The organism is Leucobacter sp. OH1287, assembly GCF_003859945.1.
Classification (GTDB): domain Bacteria; phylum Actinomycetota; class Actinomycetes; order Actinomycetales; family Microbacteriaceae; genus Canibacter.
Genome location: NZ_RQYM01000004.1, coordinates 1 through 19,758, shown reverse-complemented (window position 1 = coordinate 19,758; position 19,758 = coordinate 1). Strand labels below are relative to the sequence as shown.

Sequence of the window (19,758 nt, the reverse complement as noted above, 5' to 3'; positions counted from 1 at the left end):
CTTTGACAACGGGCAGCGCTAACTGGGATTTTGTTAGCAGCTTTAGAGAATATGTTGGCCTTGAGGGGGAGACACGTTCTGAGGGTGCTGGCACCGTTGCAGGCGCAACAGCGCTCGATTGGCCAGCAGCAGCAAATCAGCAGTTTGACACAAAAAACCCAACAACGCTCAGCTTCAAAGGGAGTGTCAACTGGAGCAAATACAACGGTATCTTGGATGTGACGCTGGCCAACCCGACAATCGATTTTGTTAATAAAAAACTGCTTGTTGATGCTGCCACCGGTGGCACACTGGCCGGAGCAAAAGCGGCAGCCTTTGAACAGCAGCCACTGCTTGAGCTGGCTGATCTAAAGTGGGAAGTGAGAGACGATTACCTAATCGTTTACTCACATAAACCAACAATTACCGAACTCTCTAAACAGCTGGTAGGTTTTTACCACGGTGAAACCCGGGAACCATTTGTTGCAACCTTTGAGATCCACGGCAGAGAGGCTGACCGACCAGCTCCGGTGCTGTGGAATCTGTTCCCGGATATCTATGAGCGGCCAAAAACCAGCAACGTCCCGGTCGTAGACAAGGATACATTCGATGTTGAGGTGCCTGATCCACAGCTGCGCGCCTGCATCCTTGAGACACTTGATCTGCAGCCTGATACCCCGATTGTGAATCGGGTGTTGCAGAGTCTGCAAGCGGTAAACTGCATCGGAGTTAACCTTCCTGAGGAGCAGAAAATCAAGAGTCTGGAGGGCTTGCAGTACGCTCGTAACCTGTCACGGCTGCGTGTACTCTACCACAATGTTACAGATTTAACACCCCTGGCTAAAACTACCAAGTTGGTAGACCTTGATGTGTCACACAACAGGCTGACCAGCCTGGATGGGCTGCAGACGCTGCAGGACTTGGATGGTTTACACGCAACAGACAACCGAATCTCCGACATTAGTGCGCTCGCCGGTCTTGAGAACCTGAGCACACTCGATCTCGAGAATAATCGGCTGTCAGAGCTTAACTCTGTGTCAGGTGAAAACCTGCGCAGTCTCAACGTAAAGAACAATCGACTGCAGAACCTTGATTACATCAATAATCTGCGGAGACTGGAAAAGATTGACGCGGCGGATAACCGAATCACCGATGTCAATGGACTGAAAGCGCTGCGAGTTGTAGAAACTATTGACCTGCGCAACAATTTCATTACTGATCCGAGTCCGCTCGCTGAGCTGTCGAAGGGTTACGCTTTGCGGGGCATTCGTGCGACTAATAACAAGTTCACTGACTGGTCAGGTTTGCAAGAAAAACTAGCGGGTAAGCTCTGGGGCGCACCAACCGCAACCGAAAATCCTGCGGACTTTGTTAACCCCAAGAACCTGGAAGACGTGCTCAAAGCTGACCGGCAAGCTCATGCCGCTGAGGCAGGGGCTGATGACCCGGTTATCGCTGAAGGCACTCAATCTGTGGGTGAGCTTGGTGAGGTGCAGCGGGTTGCATTAGACAAGCTCTTTAAGAACGCTCCTGCCAAATCTGTTTATGAACTGGAAGGCGCAGACAAGGGCGTATTGGTAGTAGATGGCCATGGCAAATACACCATCGAAAATGGTTATTTTGTGTTTACCCCAGAGCGGAAATTTGTCGGTGAAGCAACAGCCGTTGCGGTGATTTTGAAGACCCCGAAAGGTGCCACCTACAAGGCGTATGTTTCTCCGTTTGTTTTCTTGCCGAACACTATTCCACCGCACCTGGCGGATCTCATCGATACTACAAGGGGCAAGGTTGATGCCCCGGCAAAGGCAACTGTTGGATCTGAGATCACTGTTCAGGTTGGTGCAGAGCGTGCTGGTGAAGAACTGTCACTGTGGTTGTTCTCTGACCCACACTCGCTTGGCCGGCATGTTGTTGATGCCGATGGCAATGTGGTGGTGAAACTACCAGCTGATGTCACAGGTGAGCACCGAATCGCGGTGACCGACAGAGTTAATGACCTGGTTGGTTGGGATGCAATCACCATCACTGCAAATGAGCAACCACCAGCTGACAACGGAAACGCCGGTAACACCGGTGACACAGGTAACACCGGTAATGGTGGTAACACGGGTGATACCGGTAATGCTGGTAATACCGGTAATGCTGGTAATACCGGTAATGCTGGTAATGGTGGTAATGGTGGTAATGCCGGTAACAGTGGTAACACCGGTGACACAGGTAACACCGGTAATGGTGGTAATGCAGGTGATACTGGTAACACGGGTGATACCGGGAACACTGGTAACACCGGTAACACCGGGAACACTGGTAACACCGGTAACACCGGTAACACCGGTAACACCGGTGACACAGATAACACTGGTAACGGTGGTAACGCCGGTGCCGATAATGGTGCAGGAGCCACCCCAGGTGCAGGCTCTGACAACGGTTCAGGCACTGCACCAGCAGACAGTGGCAAACCAGCAGACACCGCGAACTCTCAAGACCCTACAAAGCAGACTGGTAGCCCAGCTAACGGTTCCCAGGCAGCCGGTGCTAAAACAGGTTCCGGGCAATTGGCAAAGACCGGCTTTGACGGTGCTGGTACGCTGCTTGCCGGTGCTGTGCTGCTCCTTGCAGGCATAGCAGTGACCGCTGTCACAGCGGTAAGCCGCACCCGCCGCAGCTAAATACACAATTTGGGCGGGTCTTATTAACAGCCCGCTCGGATAAAGCCGGTATGTTCGGCAACACAAAGCGCTGGGGTTAAGGTTCCTGTGAGCCTCAACCCCAGTGCTTTGTGTTTGAATCTCAATGCCTTTAAACGAAGCTAGAGCGTTTGATGTGTAAGTTTTTAGTTCCTCACCGGGGAAAAGCTGATTACGATCCACAGGTGTAAAAGGGTAAGGCACTGCGACAGTAGTCGATGATTTCTCTGAAACTATCACAAACAAAAGGGTTGTTTGTCTGGCGCCGGTCTGGAATTATATCTCTCGCATCTTGCGGGGGGGGGCATTTTTGCTAGAGTGGGGCTTGTAGTTTATTATGACAAATCTACTCCCCATCTGAAAAGCCTGTTGTTTTACAGCAGGCCATTATCACAATTAAGGATCCCCCCGCTATGAAACCTAAATTGCGAGCTAAATCACCGTTGGCGCTTGCGGTAAATAAGTTTGTGGTGCTTGTCCTGGCAACTCTTGTTGCCGTAGGCGGTTTGCTCACCGTCACGCCACAGACAGCGCAGGCTGACCCAACACAGATTAATCTGTGGTTGGGTGACGAAGAGTCGGTGTATCAAGAGGTTACCGATCCTAAGACAGAGTATTTCTCGGGCGAAACGATCAAAGCGGCTGTTAGATTTGAGGTTAGCGATGCTAGCACCTTAGATGAGCGTGACCCGATCCTACGCCTTGAAGTGCTAAAGCAGAATCCGATCGATCCGTCTGATCCGAAAACAGACGACCGCTTCATTTCAGACCCGGATTTTATTGACCCTCGTGTGTTTGGCGTTACCAGTGTCAGGGGTGAAGACGCGAATAAGTGGTGGATGGAGTACCACTACTCACAGCTTTCTGGCGGGTCGAAGTTCCAGTATGAGTTCCCGTTCTACTTTAAAAACTTTGTTACTCCAAACGGTTCCACGGTGCCGGTAACTGCGAAGTTGATGAGTGCTAACGGCACCGTGCTAAAAGAGGGTGCGATTACCTTTGTGGCGCGTTCCGCCTCAGAATATAAAGCAGTAAAGCTCGGAGCTGCTGACGGTCAGTGGCGTGATGACTCTTATGGCCCCGAGGTGCAGGGTATTTCGGGTGTGCCTAAGTTTGAACACCTGCAAAAGCACGTTGAGCAGTGGGATCAAAACCAGATTGATGAGTATGTTACTCATACTAGACCCGATCAGCGGGTAGGATACCGCATCTGTGTTACTAACGTGCCACTGCCTAACGCTGCAGCCGGCACGGGTGTTTTCAGCCCGCAAACCATCAAAATCACTGAGACCTTCCCTGCGGGCGCGAAATTTGCAGGCGGGAGTGGTTGGCAGGTTGCTGCAGACGGTAAGTCCGCAACTTGGACTTTGACCAGCACCCCGGGTAAGCCGATTCCGTACGTAGTTTGCCCAGAGATTAACCTGCTTTTCTCAAAACTACCGATTTCAAAAGACGGTAATGAGGTGGCTGAAGACGGCTCAAACGCAGTCATCTTCACCAACCGGGCAAAGGTTATTATTGATGAGGGCTTGTCCAGCCAACAGGTTAAACCTGAGGTGAAGTGGGATCACTTCTTCAGAATGCTCGAACAGCAGACAGCTTTTGACCCTCAGTACGCAACAACTACAGCGAAGCATCGCAGCTATGGCTGGTATCAGCTAATTATGAGCGACGGAAAAGTTGCTTCCGGATCTCAAATTGTTGCTGATCCTAGCGCAGACAGGGATTTTAACAAGGCAGGTTTACACTGGTGGATCGAACAGTCTAACTTCAACAGCGGTTCACGCTATGATGCCAGTGTGCCAGCTTATGGCGGCAAAATTGAAGAAGTGACAGAAATTGAGGACTACGATCTCGATTCCCGCCTGTACTACAATGTTGTCCGCATTGAGGCTGGTTTCTTGCAGAGAAACTCTAGTAACCATACCCGTTTGACCCACAAGCAGCAACAAGAGCGCTTCATCGCTGCAGGTCCGGTGCTATACGGTATCGCTGCTGATGGCAGCGAAAGCGAAATCAAGCGTTTAACTGACGTGAGTGATATTGGCAGTGATATCTGGATCGAGGATACTGCCCGTAAGTACTCTGCGCTGAAGTTGAAGTTTATTAATAATCCACTTGAACTCGATAACTTCGGTGTTCGCATTAACTTTAAGGCAATGCCTACTGCGGCCGAATTTGCAAAATGGGCAAAGGGCGACTACAGCGAACGTCAGGATTACGACAATAAGGCTCGTGCTCAGGTACAAACTATTCAGTATGACATTGCGCAAGTGGTGAACGCAGACGGCACCAAGACTTGGCAAAACGGTGCAAAAAATGTAGTTGAACCGTTCTCTACCAAGGTAGACGACAAAGACAATATTCAACACATTCAGGGGATCGATCCGCGTGTGCACGCTGGATCAACACAAAACCACACTGTGCCGTGGATTGCCTGTGAGAACCACCTGCCACCGGGAACCGTGCTCACCCCAGAAAACTGTGGTCGAATTAAACCGTTCACATTCTCAATGTATAGAAACGGCAACCTTTGGGGCGTTCCGGCGCCAACCGCTAAAGATGTGAAGGGCATCGTGCTCTTACCGCCGGGTGTTGATTACCACAGCACCGTGGGTGGATCCGTCAACGGTGCAAACGTAACAGCTGCAGAACTACCACAGCCGCGCACCGTTAAGAACTTCCAAAACACCGGGCGCACCGCTGTTGTTTACGACTTCGCAGGGGAACAGCAGGTAGCCAATGCAATGCCTGCAATCACCCTGAACCTGCACACCTCACAGTATGCAGCAACAGGCTCTAACACCGTAGAGTTCTACTGGAGCTGGTCAAACAACAATTTCGGTGGTATTCGTTCTGCTGGCAAACTCGAAAACCCGAACCTAACTTGGGATGCCGGCGCTGGCGCCTACCGTGACGCAATAGACCTTGACAACGATGGTGACAAGAACGAATTCTTCCTAAAGACAACTAACACCATCACTTTTGTGCCGCCAAAAGAGACGCGCATTATGAAGCACATCTCTACTGATGCAGAAAACTGGTCTTATGAGGCACCGGCACAGGATCTTGGTTCAGATCTCTATTACCGCATAACCCTTGAAAACGGTGATGCTGTAAACCTGAATAAGATTTACCTGCTTGACGTGCTGCCGTCACTCGACGACTACACAATCGTTGACGGCTACACCGATGCCAGCCCGAACGACCTCGTCTATACCCCACGCTGGTGGGAGAAACTGAAGGACGACGGTTCAACCGAAATCGTAAACCATTCTGGTTACGTCACTCCACTGGTGATGGCGATTGAAGATGTGCCACAAAACAAGACGGCATCGGGACACAAGCTGGTGCCGAACGACTACTTCGTTTACAAGTACTCAGTGACGGAGCAGGCAAATTCGGGTGACATTCTGGCATCTGTTCTTAACTCACAGTGGTACACCAAAGATGAGTTCATCGCCGCCTTTGGCAATACCCAAGCCGCTTGGGCAAAGGTGCAGAGCATCCGTGCCGAGGTGAAAGACGGTAAAGCAATTCCTGCTCGTTCACTAGTAGAAATTGTCACTAAACACCAGATACCGTTTAACGACACCACCAAGGCACTTGATTCCGGTACCAAGTCTGTGAACGCACTCGCGATCTCAGCAAACAACACCCGGTACTTGGAAACACTGCACGTGCGTTCAGAGATTGTGAAATACCAGGTTGATGGTATTGCGTTCCACGATGTAAACGAAAACGGCAACCATGACGCAGGTGAGCGTTTGCTAGCCGGCTACAAAGCAGAACTGATTAACGCTGATGGTAGCCCAGCAATGCATCAAGACGGTACACCGATCGCTGCGGTTAACACCGACTCCAACGGTGCCTACCACTTCGATGTCTACAAGCGCGGTGACTACCGTGTGAAGTTCACGAAGAAGCCGGTAGATAACTTCACCAAGCTCGGTAACGGCGCAGAGAACGTAGCAAACCACGTGGTTGATAAAGCCGGCGATACCGGTCTCACCGCAGTGTTTACACTCAGCCCGACCAACCGTAAAGCGCTTAAGAACGTCGGCATCTTCTACAGCACTGTTAATCTTGACATCAAGAAAACCGGCGCTGGCGCAGATTTGGCTGATGTAAAGTTTAGCCTGGACTGGAAGGGTGAGTTTGCTGGCTTCCCAGCACCAAACCCGCTGCCAAGCTTCGAAGGTGTGACTAACGCCACCGGCATGATCAATTTCACCAATGTGCCGTACGGTGTTTACACTCTCACCGAGGTTGAGGCTCCGGCACAGTATGTAAAAACCCCGCCGCTTGAGGTAACCGTTGCGCCAACCGGTGTCACAATCAAAGATTTGTCTGCCCACCAAAATGTCAGCATAGACGGCAAGCGGATCAGCATTGACAACAGGATCGCCAAAGGTTCTGTTATCGCAAAAAAGGTTGACGCAGCAGACGAAACCGTCGTACTAAAGGGCGTAACATTCTCGCTCACACCGAAATCCGGTGGCGCAAAGATTGTTGCCCAGACTGATGCATCAGGTATTGTGCGCTTTGACAACGTTGCCTTCGGCGAGTACACACTCAAAGAAGACGCCCCAATCGCTGGTTACAATCCGAGCGAAGAGGTGAACGGTCGTGACATAAATATCGATGCCGACGGTAAAGTTATCGACTTGAGCGCTGCACCGTTCAAGAATGCGAAAATCACCGGCACCATCACGGTTGTTAAACATGACGCTGATGATGTTAATCTGCTGCTGCCGGGTGTGATCTTCGGCCTATACCGAGACGGTGAAACCGTTCCGTTAAAGACCGCCAAAACCGGTGTAGACGGTGTCGCAACCTTTACCGGAATTGAATACGGCACTTACAAGGTCCGTGAAATCACCCCGTTGGTAAATTATCTGCTTACCAACTGGGAGGGCACCGCAACCATTCAGGCCGAAGGTCAGGTGGTAGCCCTGGGTAACGTACCAAACACTATGATCCGCGGTAACGCGTCACTGCTGAAGCAGGATGAAGACACCAAGACACCGCTCGCGGGTGTTGTGTTTGAGGTGCTTAAGGGTAACACCCCGGTAGCAGAAGCAAAATCTGACGCAACCGGTCTTGTTATCTTCGAGAACCTGCCATACGGTGACTACACCGTGCGGGAAAAATCAACCGTTGTGACACACCTGTTGAATCAGAGCTGGAAGGCAGATCTGCAGATTCGTTTGCACGGTGCAACAGTCGATCTTGGCACAGTAACCAATAAGATCAAGACCGGCGATATCGCCCTGGTAAAGACTGGTGATCATCCTGCAGGTCCGTTGGCTGGTGCAGAGTTTGAGTTGCGTCAGGGCGGTAACGTGGTTGCTAAGCAAACCACGGGTCAGGATGGCAAGCTAGTGTTCAAGAGTGTGCCTTACGGCGACTATGAGGTAGTCGAAGTTAAAGCACCTGAGGGTTACTTGCTTGCAACCGATGTGCACGCGGTGAAGGTGCGTGACAACGGTGAGACCATTAACCTTGGCACCCTTGAAAACAAGTTCATTGTCGGTCACATTACCTTCAAGAAGGTGAACCCGAGCGATGAGGCGCTTACTGGGGCAATCTTTGAACTGCGTGACAGCGACGGCAACAAGGTCGCAGAAGCAACCTCTGACGATGCTGGCGCAGTGAGGTTCGAGAACGTACACTACGGCAAGTACATCATCACAGAAACCGTAGCACCTAATGGTTATGTGCTCGACACCCGTGAGATTGGCGCAGAGGTAACCGAAGACGGCAAAGAGGTGAAGCTGGAAAACGTAGTTAACCAGCCGGAGCCAAAACCGATCTTGAGCGTTACCGGTGGCAATAATCTACCACTGCTCGGCGGCGGTATAGCCATGATGATCCTTGGCGCCGGAATCTGCTATGTATCCTTGGCACGGTATCGGAAGCAGGCTCAAGATAGCTGATCTAGAAATAGATTAGTCACCCACTAAATAACAGCCGGGCGGAGTTCTCAAATGGTACTCCACCGGCTGTTATTTATTGTCTGTGATGTGGTTTACACAGTTGCAGTCTGTCACTCAGCGCCCAGTAGCTGCAAGGCGGAGCTTAACCCTCACCGCTCTCTTTGCGACGGTTGCGGGAGGTGCGACCGCGGCTGCGGGAGCCACTGCGTCTGCCGTTTGCGGCGGTCTCTGCGGCGTTTTGCTGAAACACGGTTGTTGCGTCTTGGTGCTCAACCGGTTCCTCACCAACAGCGTAAGGCAGGTCCACCCGGAAGGTAGCGCCGCCGCCTTCGGTGTCGTGAACAGAGACGGATCCACCGTGCGCAGCCACAATTGAAGAGACAATAGCAAGCCCCAACCCAGAACCACCGGTTTCACGGTTGCGGGAGGTGTCTGCGCGCCAAAAACGGTCAAAAATTTTCTGCCTAATCTGCTCTGGCACGCCCTCGCCGTGGTCGCGAATCTCAAAACGTGCAGTTTCGGGGGTTGCAATCACCGCGATTTCAATCGGGCTGTCAGCATCGGTGTGGCGGATCGCGTTACCCAGCAGGTTCGTCATCAGCTGCCGCACCTTGTGCTCATCACCCAACGCCATTGGTGTTTGGTCACACTCAAGCGCAACGATTTCACGGTCGGGTGCTTGGGCAACCGCATCAAGGGCAGCATCACGCGCTAGTGAATTAAGGTCGAGCGGCACCATATCGAGCTGCCGTTGCGAATCGAGGCGCGCAAGAGAGAGCAAATCCTCAACCAGCGACGTCATTCTGATCGCTTCTTTTTCAACCCTGCCCATCGCCTGATCTACCTGCTCTTGCTCCTGCAGCATCCCGAGCCGGTACATTTCGGCGTAGCCACGCACAGACACCAGCGGGGTGCGCAGTTCATGACCGGCATCGCCGATGAAGCGACGCATCTGCTCAATAGTCTTTTGTCGCTCCTTAAACGATTCGTCGATCTTGTCGAGCATAATGTTGAGCGAGGTTCCCACGTGGCCGACCTCGGTGTTTGGGCTTGCCACATGGATACGCCTTGAAAAGTCACCGCGCGCAATCTCGCGGGCGGTTCGTTCCACTTCGCTGAGGGGTTCAAATGTTGCGGTGACAAGGATTCTGGTGAGCGCTGCCCCGAGCAGAATCACAGCGAGCCCAAACCCAGAAAAGATCGTAATGTACTGTGCCATTACATTTTCGATAACCCTGGTGGAGGATGCCACGAGCAGGGAGCGGTCTATGCTACCGGTATCTTGATCAAACAGTGGCACCAGCACGGCTCGCCAGGCAGTACCGTCCGCGGCCTTGAACTCTAAAATATCGTAGTCATTGTTGTGCCGCTGGAGCAGCTCTGTGTCGATCTGATCAATACTCGGCATTACACTGTCACGAAATTCGTCCGGAACCTCCGCGTAGTTGTTATCTGCGAGCAGTTTTCCGGAGCTGTCGTACAGCGCAACATAGTTTGGGCCGCGGGCGTTAATAACATCGCCCTGGGTTGGGTTGTGCATATCAGCGCCCTGTTGCAGAGCTGCGGTCGGATTGCTGAGGTACTGCCTCAGCTCCTGATCGTGGCTCGCATACAGGGTTGGCTTCAGCAACGACATTGTGCCAACACCAGCAACAAGCAAACCGAATGACAAAATAAGCACCGTCACACCGGTTATTTTGCTCCGCAGTGTAATATCCGCCCAGCGCTGTGCTAGCGTCCGTCGTTTCACAGGGTTAATGCTTTCTTACTCCGGCCCGCGGCGGCAGGCAAACGCCCCAACTACTTGGTGTCGATTTTTAACATGTAGCCGAATCCGCGTTTGGTGTGGATCATCGGCTCCGCTGTTAGCGGGTCAAGCTTGCGACGCAGATACGAAATATATGACTCGACGATTCCGGCATCGCCGTTAAAGTCGTACTCCCAAACGTGGTCGAGAATCTGTGCTTTTGACAGCACCCGGTTTGGATTCTGCATCAGGTAGCGCAACAGTTTATATTCGGTTGGGCTGAGCTCAATCGAAGCGTCGCCAACCTGCACCTCGTGGGTGTCCTGATCCATTGTGATCGGGCCGATTGACAGTGATGCAACCTCTTCTTCTGGGGTTGTGCGGCGCAGGATCGCTTTAATGCGTGCGATAATCTCGTCAAGGCTGAACGGCTTGGTGACATAGTCGTCGCCACCAACACTGAGGCCTTTAACCTTGTCTTCGGTGTCGTCTTTCGCTGTCAAAAACAGGATCGGAGCGGTGTATCCGGCACCGCGCAGCCGCTCTGTGACGCTGAAGCCGCTCATGTCTGGCAGCATTACGTCGAGCAGAATCAAGTCTGGTTCTTCTTCAAGCACCGCTGAGATGGTTTGGGCACCGTTTGCTACAGCCCTCACGCCAAAGCCAGCGAAACGCAAGCTGGTTGTGAGTAGCTCGCGGATGCTTGGTTCGTCATCAACAATTAGAATGCGTGGTCCTTTATTCTGTGCCATAAAACCAGTCTCTGATAAATTTCTATGATCTTGCTGAATTTTGCGCCCACAGCGTGTCGAGATCGGCGGCATTCCCAAGCAAATAACTGTACCCCTGCTCGGTGAGGAATCGCTGCCGATGCTGCGCAAAATCCTGATCCACCGTGTCTTTGGTGACAATCGTGTAGAAGGCGGCGGACTCGCCATTACTTTTCGGCCGAAGTAGCCGGCCGAGCCGCTGTGCTTCTTCCTGCCGTGACCCGTAAGAGCCGGAAATCTGGATCGCTACGGAGGCGTCCGGGAGATCCACCGAGAAATTTGCGACCTTTGAGACAACGAGTGTTTTAATCTCGCGCTCGCGGAATCGCTGGAACAGCTGCTCGCGCTTGGACACCGGGGTTTTACCGGTTATTAGGGGAGCGTCAAGTTCGGCGGCGAACTGTTCTAGCTGGTCAAGATACTGGCCGATGACGAGGGTTTGCGCGTCGCCGCCGTGATGCTCGATAATCTGCTTCGCAACCGGTATTTTAGCTGTGGTGGAGGCGGCTATCCGGTAGCGATCCTGATCGTTTGCCGCGGCGTATTTGAACCGGTCGGTTGCTGGCAGATCCACCCGTACCTCATAGCATGTTGCGGGTGCGATATAGCCCTGCTGTTCAAGGTCTTTCCACGGGGCGTCGAATCGTTTTGGCCCGATCAAGCTGAACACCTCACCCTCTTTCCCATCCTCGCGGACAAGCGTTGCGGTGAGGCCGAGACGGCGTTTCGCCTGTAGCTCGGCGGTCAGTTTGAAAACCGGTGCGGGCAGTAAATGCACCTCGTCGTAAACAATGAAGCCCCAGTCAGCGGCGCTTAAAAGGGAAAGATGCGAGTATTTGCCGCCGCGGCGGGCAGTGAGGATCTGGTAGGTTGCGATGGTTACAGGTTTCACCTCTTTTATTTGCCCGGAATACTCGCCGATTTCGTCCACGGTCAGGTTTGTGCGGCGCAGCAGTTCATCACGCCACTGCCTCGCCGAAACGGTGTTGGTGACAAGGATTAAGGTGTGCGTTTTAAGCGCTGCAATCGCGGCCGCGCCAACAATCGTTTTTCCCGCACCACAGGGCAAAACAACGACGCCTGACCCGCTACGGGAAAAACGCGCAACCGCCTCCCGCTGATAGTCGCGCAACCGCCAATCCTGCTCGGTAATCTCGGCGTCGAGGAAAGCACCGTCCTGGTAGCCGGCGTGATCCGCTGCGGGCCAGCCGCGCTGCAGCAGCTGCTGTTTCAGCTCACCGCGCGCCCAGTCGGCGATCAGGTAGCTGTTTTCGTTAAGCTTTTCGGTGAGCAGCGAGGCAACCTTTTTGTTGCTCGCAACCTCGCGCAAAATCGCGGGGCTGTTGCTGCGCAAAAGCAGCTGCGGGGTGGATCCGGCCACCTCGGGTGTTTCGGCGCGCACAATCTCGAGTCTGCCGTAGCGATCCATTACATCGTTAATATTGCGGGCGATTGTGTCTGGCACCGGGAACTTCGAGAACCGGTTTAGAATCTCCAGCACCTCATCGGCGGTGTGCCCGGCGGCGCGCGCGTTCCACAGGCCAACCTGCGTGATCCGGTAGCTGTGAATGTGCTCAGGGGCGCGTTCAAGCTCAGCGAAGATCGCGAGCTCGTGGCGGGCTGCGTCAGCGTCGGGGTGGTGAACCTCCAACAGCAGCGTGTTGTCGCTCTGCACAATCAGCGGACCGGGCAGGCTACTGGCGGCGGCTGTTGTGTGCGAGGAAGCAGTCATAAGGCTATTATTTTAGCGCTATTACCGGTGGTCTGAAACCGTCACCGCGGTTATTGCCGAGAGCGGGATTGTGCGCTCGATCTCGTTTTGCGGATCCACCCCGCGCAGCCTGCCGCTGGCAACCGCGCGCGGCACCAGCGTGAAACTGTGGTCTTGGCCGTGGGAGGTGACCGCGACGGTGACGGCGATGCTACCCCGCGCCGCAAGCTGCAGGGTGTTTGTGATCGTGTCGCCGCCGGGTTTTTGGGTCACAAGCTGCAGCAGTTCTCGGTGGATCGCGCCAAGCCCGGCGAGTTTCTCCGCGAGCGGTGTCGGCTGCTTAGACCCCGCGGTCTCAGCCGGGCCGGTGCCCTCGTTCGTGCTCTCGCGGGGGAGCGCCGCGGCCATTTCCGCGAGCGTGAACTGCAGCGGCTGCGGCACGCCGGTGAGCGAGATTTCGCTGAGCCTCCGCAGAATCTCATCGGGGCTCACCCCCGCCGCAACCGCGCGCCCGAGACTCTCCTGCGAGATTCGCCAGGTTGAGGCGAGCTCAAGCTGCTCCGGGTCGGCGAGCAGCCAGAGCGTGTCGGCAAGCGCGGGCGACGCTGACCCCGGGCAGAGAATCGTCTGGTCAGGCTGCAAATATATCCGCGTCTGCTGCTGCGGCGCGAGCCCGTCAAGGCCGTAAACCGCGATCGGGTTCGTGGGCGGATCCGCACACCCGCCGATCAGCGGCCCCTCGACGTCAGAGCTGGCCGCCGCCGCAGCTCCCGAGCTGGCCGCCGCCGCAGCTCCCGAGCTGGTCCCCACCTCCGCCCCTGCCTCCGCAGTGGATCGCAGGTAGCTTAGCTCGGTCTTTAACGAGTGTGAAAACACCGGGTTGTAGCCGGTTTCGAGCGCGCAGCCGAGCGCGGACAGGAGATCGTGGAGCGCTGTGTACGCGGTGAGGGTTTGGGGCTTGGCCAGCGGATGTTCCGCGAGATACTGCGCGGGGGGTACAACCGTCAGCGGCGACTCTTCCGCACCCGCGATAGTCCCCGGAAACGCCCGGTTATAGGCGGCGGTTTGGAGTGCCGCGGTGGCGACCAGCGCACTCCACCGCTCGGGCAGGTCAAGCCGCAACCAGTTACGGCCGGCGGGGCTGACAACTGCGAAAGTGCCGCGATCCTGTGTTGCGCGGGTGGACAGGATTCCGGCGTTAAACAGCAGCTCAAAATACTCGCCAACAAGCTGCTGGGTGAGGTGCAGCTGCTTCGCAAAAGCGCGTAGAGTTTTTACTCCGACCGGGGTTTTTGTCGATGCCCGCTTGCCCGCAATCAGCTTCACGGGGTTGTGATGCAGAAGGCGCGTCAGCGTATCGCAGTGGGTTGTTGCCAGCGCTGCCGCGTGCCACCACTGGCTGGCTGGCGCGGCAGTTGGCAGCTCAGAGCCTGAAACCTCGCCGTGCGGGGGCGGTGCGGATCCGCCCGCCAGCTCGCCAGCCAAGCCACCCACCGAATCGCTCGCCTCCGCGCCCGGCCTACTAGCCACCGCGCCCGCCGACTCGCCCTGCAGCCGCTCCAGCTGCCAGGTCGCCTCGGGGAGGGTTTTCAGCTGACCCGCCTGCACCCCGAGCAGTCCGAGCGCGCCTAGCTGCTGAGTGAGCGGGTCACTGTCGGTTAGCGGTGCGGATGTTTTCAGGTCGGTGAGGCGGCGGAGCTGCGCGCGGTTTAGTTTGCGGATTGCACACCGCAGCGAATCGGGTCTGATGAGCGCCCCGGCGAGGCTCAGCAGGTCTTTGTGCGGGGTTTTGATTTCGCGCAGGCTGAGGCAGGCGCTGTCCAGCTGCGGCGCAAAGTGGTTTAACGCCGCTGCCAGATTTAGAACCGAACTCATCGCTGTTTCACCGCTGTTGTGCGCCGGCTGTTTTATTGGGTGGCCGAAACGCTTATCGACAAAACCCGTTGCGGATGCTCGCCACTACCGGCGACGCTGTTTCTTCCCGCCGGATCGCTGCCCTTTAGCAGGGCTGTTTTTTCCTGCGGGACGGGACTGTTTACTGGCCGGACGGGAGTGTTTGCTTGCAGCCTCCCGCTGTTCGCTGCTGCGGCGGCGCAGGTTGAGGAACAGCAGAGTCAGCACGCAAAGGAACCCGAACGGCATACCGATGTAAGAGAACCAGGCAACGAACGTCCAAAAACCGTCGGCGAGTGTTTGACGCGAGAAGAACAGGGTAACAAACAGCCCGGTGAGATAGCAGACGACGGCGAGCACAATGCAGGTGACACCGATAATTGCGAGCACTCGCTCAATCAGCGGAGCGGGGGTTATCTCTTGGTTACGTTTTTGGCTCATATTATCTACTCTAGTGCGTGCCGCGGGGTTGTTTCGCCCGCTCGACTGCGCGGCTAGCGAAACTGACTGCCAGTTTTGCCGAACCCAGCGTAAACTTGAATTATTGTTTTTTGTGGCCGCCCACTCTGGCGGGTGGTTTAGAACTTGGAGGCAAAATGCCAAGCGGTAAGATCCGTTTCTTTGACGAAGAAAAGGGCTTTGGTTTTATCAGCGGCGCTGACGGGCAGCAGGTTTATGTGCACGCCTCAGCGGTGCAGGATCCGTCGACGCTGTATCCGGGAGCGAAGGTCGAATACAGCGTGGTCGATGGCCGCCGCGGCCCGCAGGCGCTGTCGGTTTCGGTTGTTGAGACCGGCCGGGTGCCTCGCCGTCCCCGCAAAGCCGCCGACGATATGGCGATTATTGTTGAGGACCTGGTGAAGGTGCTCGACGCCGCCGGTTCCCGACTGAAGCAGGGCCAGTACCCTGATCGCGCTCAAGCGCGCAAGCTTTCACAGATGTTAAGACACGTGGCGGGTGAGTTTGATGCCTAAAAAGAAGGGGGCGGATCCGATTTCCGCCGCAGAAAAACAGCTTACTGACCTGGCAAAAGAGGCGCTGCTGGAGATAACCGAGGCCGCGCAGATTGGCGCGCTCGCGGGTATTGACGAGCGCCGCGAGGGTGGATCCGCACCCGGCGAGCTGACCTGGACCGTCAAGTTTGAGTGTCTGCACCCCGCTTACCCGGGTTGGCACTGGACGGCGACTCTCGCTGCTGTAAACGGTGACGCGCCAACGGTTCTTGAGGTGGCTCTGTTGCCCGGCACTGAGGCGTTGCTTGCGCCAAAGTGGGTTCCATGGGCTGAACGGCTGGCTCTCTATCGGGAGGCGCAAGCGCGTGAGGCGCTCGCCGAAATAGTGGATGCGGAGGCGGCAGCGCTTGAGCTCGCTGACGAGGATTTTGCTGAGGACGATGTGCTCGACAACGATTTCTCCGACTTTGACGATGAGATCGACGGTGTGGACGTGGACGAGGTAGAGCTCGACGACGCGGACGCCGACGATGCCGATGACTCCGACTCCGACGAAGACGACGCCGATGACGCGGACGCCACCGGCGCCGACGAGCTGAACTAACCTCTTAGCTCGGCGACAACAAAGTCGATGCACTCCGTCAGCTTTTGCACGTCGGAGGGCTCAATCGCGGTGAATGTCGCGATCCGCAACTGGTTGCGACCGAGCTTACGATACGGCTCGGTGTCAACAACACCGTTTGCTCGCAGCGCCTTCGCAACCGCGGCGGCATCAATGCTGTCGTCAAAGTCGATTGTCACAACCACCTGTGAACGGTGTGCCGGGTCGGCAACAAACGGCTGCGCGTAATTCTGTTTCGCGGCCCAATCGTAGAGAATGTTTGACGACTCGGCGGTGCGGGCGGCAGCCCAGGCGAGGCCACCATTGTCGTTAATCCAGCGGATCTGCTCATCCATCAGCGCGAGGGTTGCAAGCGCTGGCGTGTTTAGGGTCTGGTGTTTGCGTGAGTTATCGACTGCAACCTGCAGGTTGAGCACCTCAGGGATGTAGCGACCGGAGGCGGTGACCTTCGCGATCCGCTCGATTGCAGCCGGAGAAACCAGCGCAAACCAGAGCCCGCCGTCGGAGGCGAGGTTTTTTTGCGGTGAGAAATAGTAGACGTCAACGTCTGCGGCGTTGAAGTCGATGCCGCCGGCTGCGCTGGTTGCGTCAACGACGGTGAGCGCGCCGGAGTCAGCGGCGATGCGGCGCACCTGGCTCATCACGCCGGTTGAGGTTTCGTTGTGCGGGTAGGCGTAAACGTCAACATCGGGCACCTCTGACGGGGTTGCTAGTGAGCCTGCCTCGGCCTCAAACACAACCGGATCCGCTAGGAACGGAGCCGCTTTAACAGCCTTAGTGAACTTCGCGCCGAACTCGCCAAACGCGGCGTGTGCGCTGCGCTGCTCGATGAGCGAGTGGACCGCTGAATCCCAGAACGTTGTGGCGCCGCCGTTAGCGAGCAGAATCTCGTAACCATCGGGGGCGTTAAACATTTTCAGGAGGCCAGCCTGGACGCTCGCAACCAGGTCTTTAACGGGCGCCTGGCGGTGGGAAGTGCCGAGCACGCCGGGCTGCAAAGAGTTGAGAAAATCGAGCTGGGCGGTGCGGATCTTGGAGGGACCGCAACCAAAACGGCCATCTGCGGGGAGTAGGGACTGTGGGATATTGATCTCAGGCATACATGAAATTTTAGCGCTTTTTCACAAAATTTTTAGCAAAAGTTAGGCGATCCTAAGAGTTGCGCGAGTAGACTAACAATAGAGACTGCGAGAGGGGTAAATCTGTGACCGACCTGATTGACACAACAGAAATGTACCTGCGTACAATTCTTGAGCTTGAAGAAGAGGGTATTACGCCGCTGCGGGCGCGTATTTCCGAGCGACTGGATCACTCCGGGCCGACTGTTTCACAAACGGTTGCGCGGATGGAGCGTGACGGCCTGGTCGTTGTAACCGAGGATCGTCACCTGGAACTCACCGGTGAGGGCCGTCAGAAGGCTGTGCAGGTGATGCGTAAGCACCGCCTGGCTGAGCGACTGCTGCACGATGTGATCGGGCTGGAGTGGGAGTACGTTCACGAGGAGGCTTGCCGCTGGGAGCACGTGATGAGCGACCGGGTTGAGAAGCGGATCCTGGAACTCATCGACAATCCGGTGTCATCGCCGTACGGCAACCCGATTCCAGGGCTTGAGGAGCTCGGTCACAAACCGCGCGGTGTGTTCCGCAGTGAGGTCGTTGACGTTGTGTCGGTGTTCACCGATGGCGCGTTGGATGAATTTGAGGCTGTTATCAGCAGACTGGCTGAGCCGGTGCAGGTAAATCCGGAGGTGCTGCAGCAGTTCATCGCCGCAGATGTGCTGCCTGGTAAGCACGCAAAGTTCGTCCGTGAGGGTCGAAATGTCACGATCACGGTTGCTGGATCTGAGAAATCCCTGGATTTAAGCAAAGACCTCGCAGCCCATATTTTCGTTACCCTATAGGGCTTTTTTCCACGCCTGCGACGGTCAGAAAAGCGACACAAGCTGAGAATCCGTGATCTAAATGTGACATTTTCGTTATTTTCCGTTACAGTTGATCAGGTGTGGTTCTTCCACTAACTAATCTAAGAAGCGAATCGACAAACAGGAAGTAAGCTATGGAGTTCACCCCAAGCACAGAGCTTGTTGTCGCACCTAGCGGTGTGGCTAAGCCAGCAAAGCGCCGTTCAGGTGTACGTGCAATCGGCGCGGCAGTTATTGCGGTTGGTCTAACAGCAACCTTCGCGGTTCCAGCATACGCAGAGAGCAACTCTGAGGATGACGCATTCCTCTACTATCTGCGCACTGCTCCAACCCAGGGCATTATCACCGAGGTGGCTGAGGTTTCTCTGCCGCAGGTTGGTGAGAGCGTTGCGCTCGCCGAGGTTGAGAAGCCTGCAGAGCCAGAGGCTAAGGCTGAAGAAACAACCGAGGCAAACAACCGCTCAAACAACACCCAGGCAAACTCTCAGGCAGCAGCTTCAGCAGCTCCAGCAGCTCCTGCAATTCCAGCCGGTGAGGGGTCACAGGGTCTGCTCAACGCAGCGTTTGCGCAGCTCGGCATTTCACAGGATTGCACCGACATGGTGCAGAACGCGCTGGCTGCTCTCGGCAAAACCCAGCGTCGTGACGCAGGCGGCTACGACCACGGCGTTTACGACTTCGTTCGCTACGGCACCCAGGTGTCACCAGCAGAGGCTCAGCCTGGCGATATTATGATCCGCCCAGGTCACGTTGGCATCTATGCTGGTAACGGCGGCGGCGTACACGGTGGCTACCTCGGCTCAACCGTTTACGACAAGCCAGGCTACGTTTCAAACCCAAGCACCTACTCGATCATCATTCGCGTTAACTAGTTCGGTGCTTGCGCTGCGCAGCTAACAGCGGCGTGCAGCTTAAACCGCGGGGTTCCCTAGGTGGATCCCGCGGTTTTCTGTCTTTGGCAGCTGACGTGCAGCATCAACCGTGCCGATCCTGGTATCCTAGATAGGTGCGTCTGGGCGCTCTTGCAGCAGCCCAAACCCACACATCCGCCCTAGTAGCTCAGTGGATAGAGCACTTCTCTCCTAAAGAAGGTGTCGGAGGTTCGATTCCTCTCTGGGGCACAAGCCAAAAACACCGGTCAGGGGCACAAAACAGAGAAACGCTTTCCGAGCTAAAGCACCCAAAACCCTGCCAAGGGTCTATTTTGGGTCTAACCGACCACTTGTGAGACATCTTCTAGGAGTTAGTAACCCCGCTACTCGACTCTAAACCCGGAAGTTGGGGCTTTCGGGGAAATTTTGCTAATTTTTAAGATGCAGGCCAGCTGCAGCAACTCTCCGGATGCTCCTAAAAAACCTGGTAGACCGGTGGTTAAAGAGCGAAGCTAAGTATTCACAAGAACTCGTTAATTGCTCAGTGCCTAAATCGTTACGTGCTCATAAAACTGCTGTCAGTGACGGTCGAAAAGTAGCCCACTAGCGCCGCTCGAAAAGTAGCCCAATTCATCTAAAAATGAAAGGGTGATTTCTTTGGATA

Annotated in this window: 12 protein-coding genes and 1 tRNA gene; 7 read left to right on the top strand and 6 right to left on the bottom strand. The window is 55.3% G+C overall.

The annotated features are described in order from the left end of the window. Positions 1-2: 2 nt before the first annotated feature. Complete coding sequence (locus EII30_RS03110) at positions 3-2,648, top strand: leucine-rich repeat domain-containing protein (RefSeq protein WP_124885880.1); 2,646 nt, start codon at positions 3-5, stop codon at positions 2,646-2,648. Between the two features lie 431 nt (positions 2,649-3,079). Beyond that, positions 3,080-8,605, top strand: coding sequence for a SpaA isopeptide-forming pilin-related protein (locus EII30_RS03105; protein ID WP_124885879.1), 5,526 nt, complete (start codon positions 3,080-3,082; stop codon positions 8,603-8,605). Between the two features lie 142 nt (positions 8,606-8,747). Here EII30_RS03105 and EII30_RS03100 read toward each other — a convergent pair whose 3' ends face one another. The 5 genes from EII30_RS03100 to EII30_RS03080 all read right to left on the bottom strand — a co-directional run bounded on the left by EII30_RS03100 (position 8,748) and on the right by EII30_RS03080 (position 15,167). Then, on the bottom strand, positions 8,748-10,355 hold the full coding sequence (locus tag EII30_RS03100) for a HAMP domain-containing sensor histidine kinase (protein WP_124885878.1): 1,608 nt from the start codon (positions 10,353-10,355) through the stop codon (positions 8,748-8,750). A 50-nt stretch (positions 10,356-10,405) separates the two neighbouring features. Then, complete coding sequence (locus EII30_RS03095) at positions 10,406-11,104, bottom strand: response regulator transcription factor (RefSeq protein ID WP_124885877.1); 699 nt, start codon at positions 11,102-11,104, stop codon at positions 10,406-10,408. Between the two features lie 22 nt (positions 11,105-11,126). Beyond that, the gene (locus EII30_RS03090; protein ID WP_124885876.1) at positions 11,127-12,854 is read right to left on the bottom strand and encodes a DNA repair helicase XPB; all 1,728 of its coding nucleotides are present in this window, start codon (positions 12,852-12,854) and stop codon (positions 11,127-11,129) included. A 21-nt stretch (positions 12,855-12,875) separates the two neighbouring features. Beyond that, positions 12,876-14,708: a helicase-associated domain-containing protein gene (locus EII30_RS03085; protein ID WP_124885875.1), complete on the bottom strand. Its 1,833-nt coding sequence runs from the start codon at positions 14,706-14,708 to the stop codon at positions 12,876-12,878. An 84-nt stretch (positions 14,709-14,792) separates the two neighbouring features. After that, the gene (locus EII30_RS03080) at positions 14,793-15,167 is read right to left on the bottom strand and encodes a hypothetical protein (protein ID WP_124885874.1); all 375 of its coding nucleotides are present in this window, start codon (positions 15,165-15,167) and stop codon (positions 14,793-14,795) included. Between the two features lie 155 nt (positions 15,168-15,322). Between EII30_RS03080 and EII30_RS03075 the strand changes: the two genes are divergently transcribed. After that, the gene (locus tag EII30_RS03075; RefSeq protein ID WP_124885873.1) at positions 15,323-15,700 is read left to right on the top strand and encodes a cold-shock protein; all 378 of its coding nucleotides are present in this window, start codon (positions 15,323-15,325) and stop codon (positions 15,698-15,700) included. Further along, positions 15,693-16,283 (top strand): DUF3027 domain-containing protein, encoded by a 591-nt coding sequence (locus tag EII30_RS03070; RefSeq protein ID WP_124885872.1) that lies wholly within the window; start codon positions 15,693-15,695, stop codon positions 16,281-16,283. Before EII30_RS03075 ends, EII30_RS03070 begins: the two co-directional genes overlap by 8 nt. On the opposite strand, the gene serC is transcribed toward EII30_RS03070, so the two are convergent. Further along, the gene (serC, locus tag EII30_RS03065) at positions 16,280-17,401 is read right to left on the bottom strand and encodes a phosphoserine transaminase (protein WP_124885871.1); all 1,122 of its coding nucleotides are present in this window, start codon (positions 17,399-17,401) and stop codon (positions 16,280-16,282) included. The two genes, EII30_RS03070 and serC, sit on opposite strands and share 4 nt — an antisense overlap. A gap of 104 nt (positions 17,402-17,505) precedes the next feature. Between serC and EII30_RS03060 the strand changes: the two genes are divergently transcribed. The 3 genes from EII30_RS03060 to EII30_RS03050 all read left to right on the top strand — a co-directional run bounded on the left by EII30_RS03060 (position 17,506) and on the right by EII30_RS03050 (position 19,343). Continuing rightward, on the top strand, positions 17,506-18,201 hold the full coding sequence (locus EII30_RS03060; protein WP_124885870.1) for a metal-dependent transcriptional regulator: 696 nt from the start codon (positions 17,506-17,508) through the stop codon (positions 18,199-18,201). A gap of 155 nt (positions 18,202-18,356) precedes the next feature. Next, entirely contained in the window at positions 18,357-19,094 is a 738-nt protein-coding gene (locus EII30_RS03055; RefSeq protein ID WP_124885869.1) for a C40 family peptidase, read from the top strand. 176 nt (positions 19,095-19,270) lie between these two features. Next, positions 19,271-19,343 (top strand) — tRNA-Arg (locus tag EII30_RS03050). The last annotated feature ends 415 nt before the right edge of the window (positions 19,344-19,758 follow it).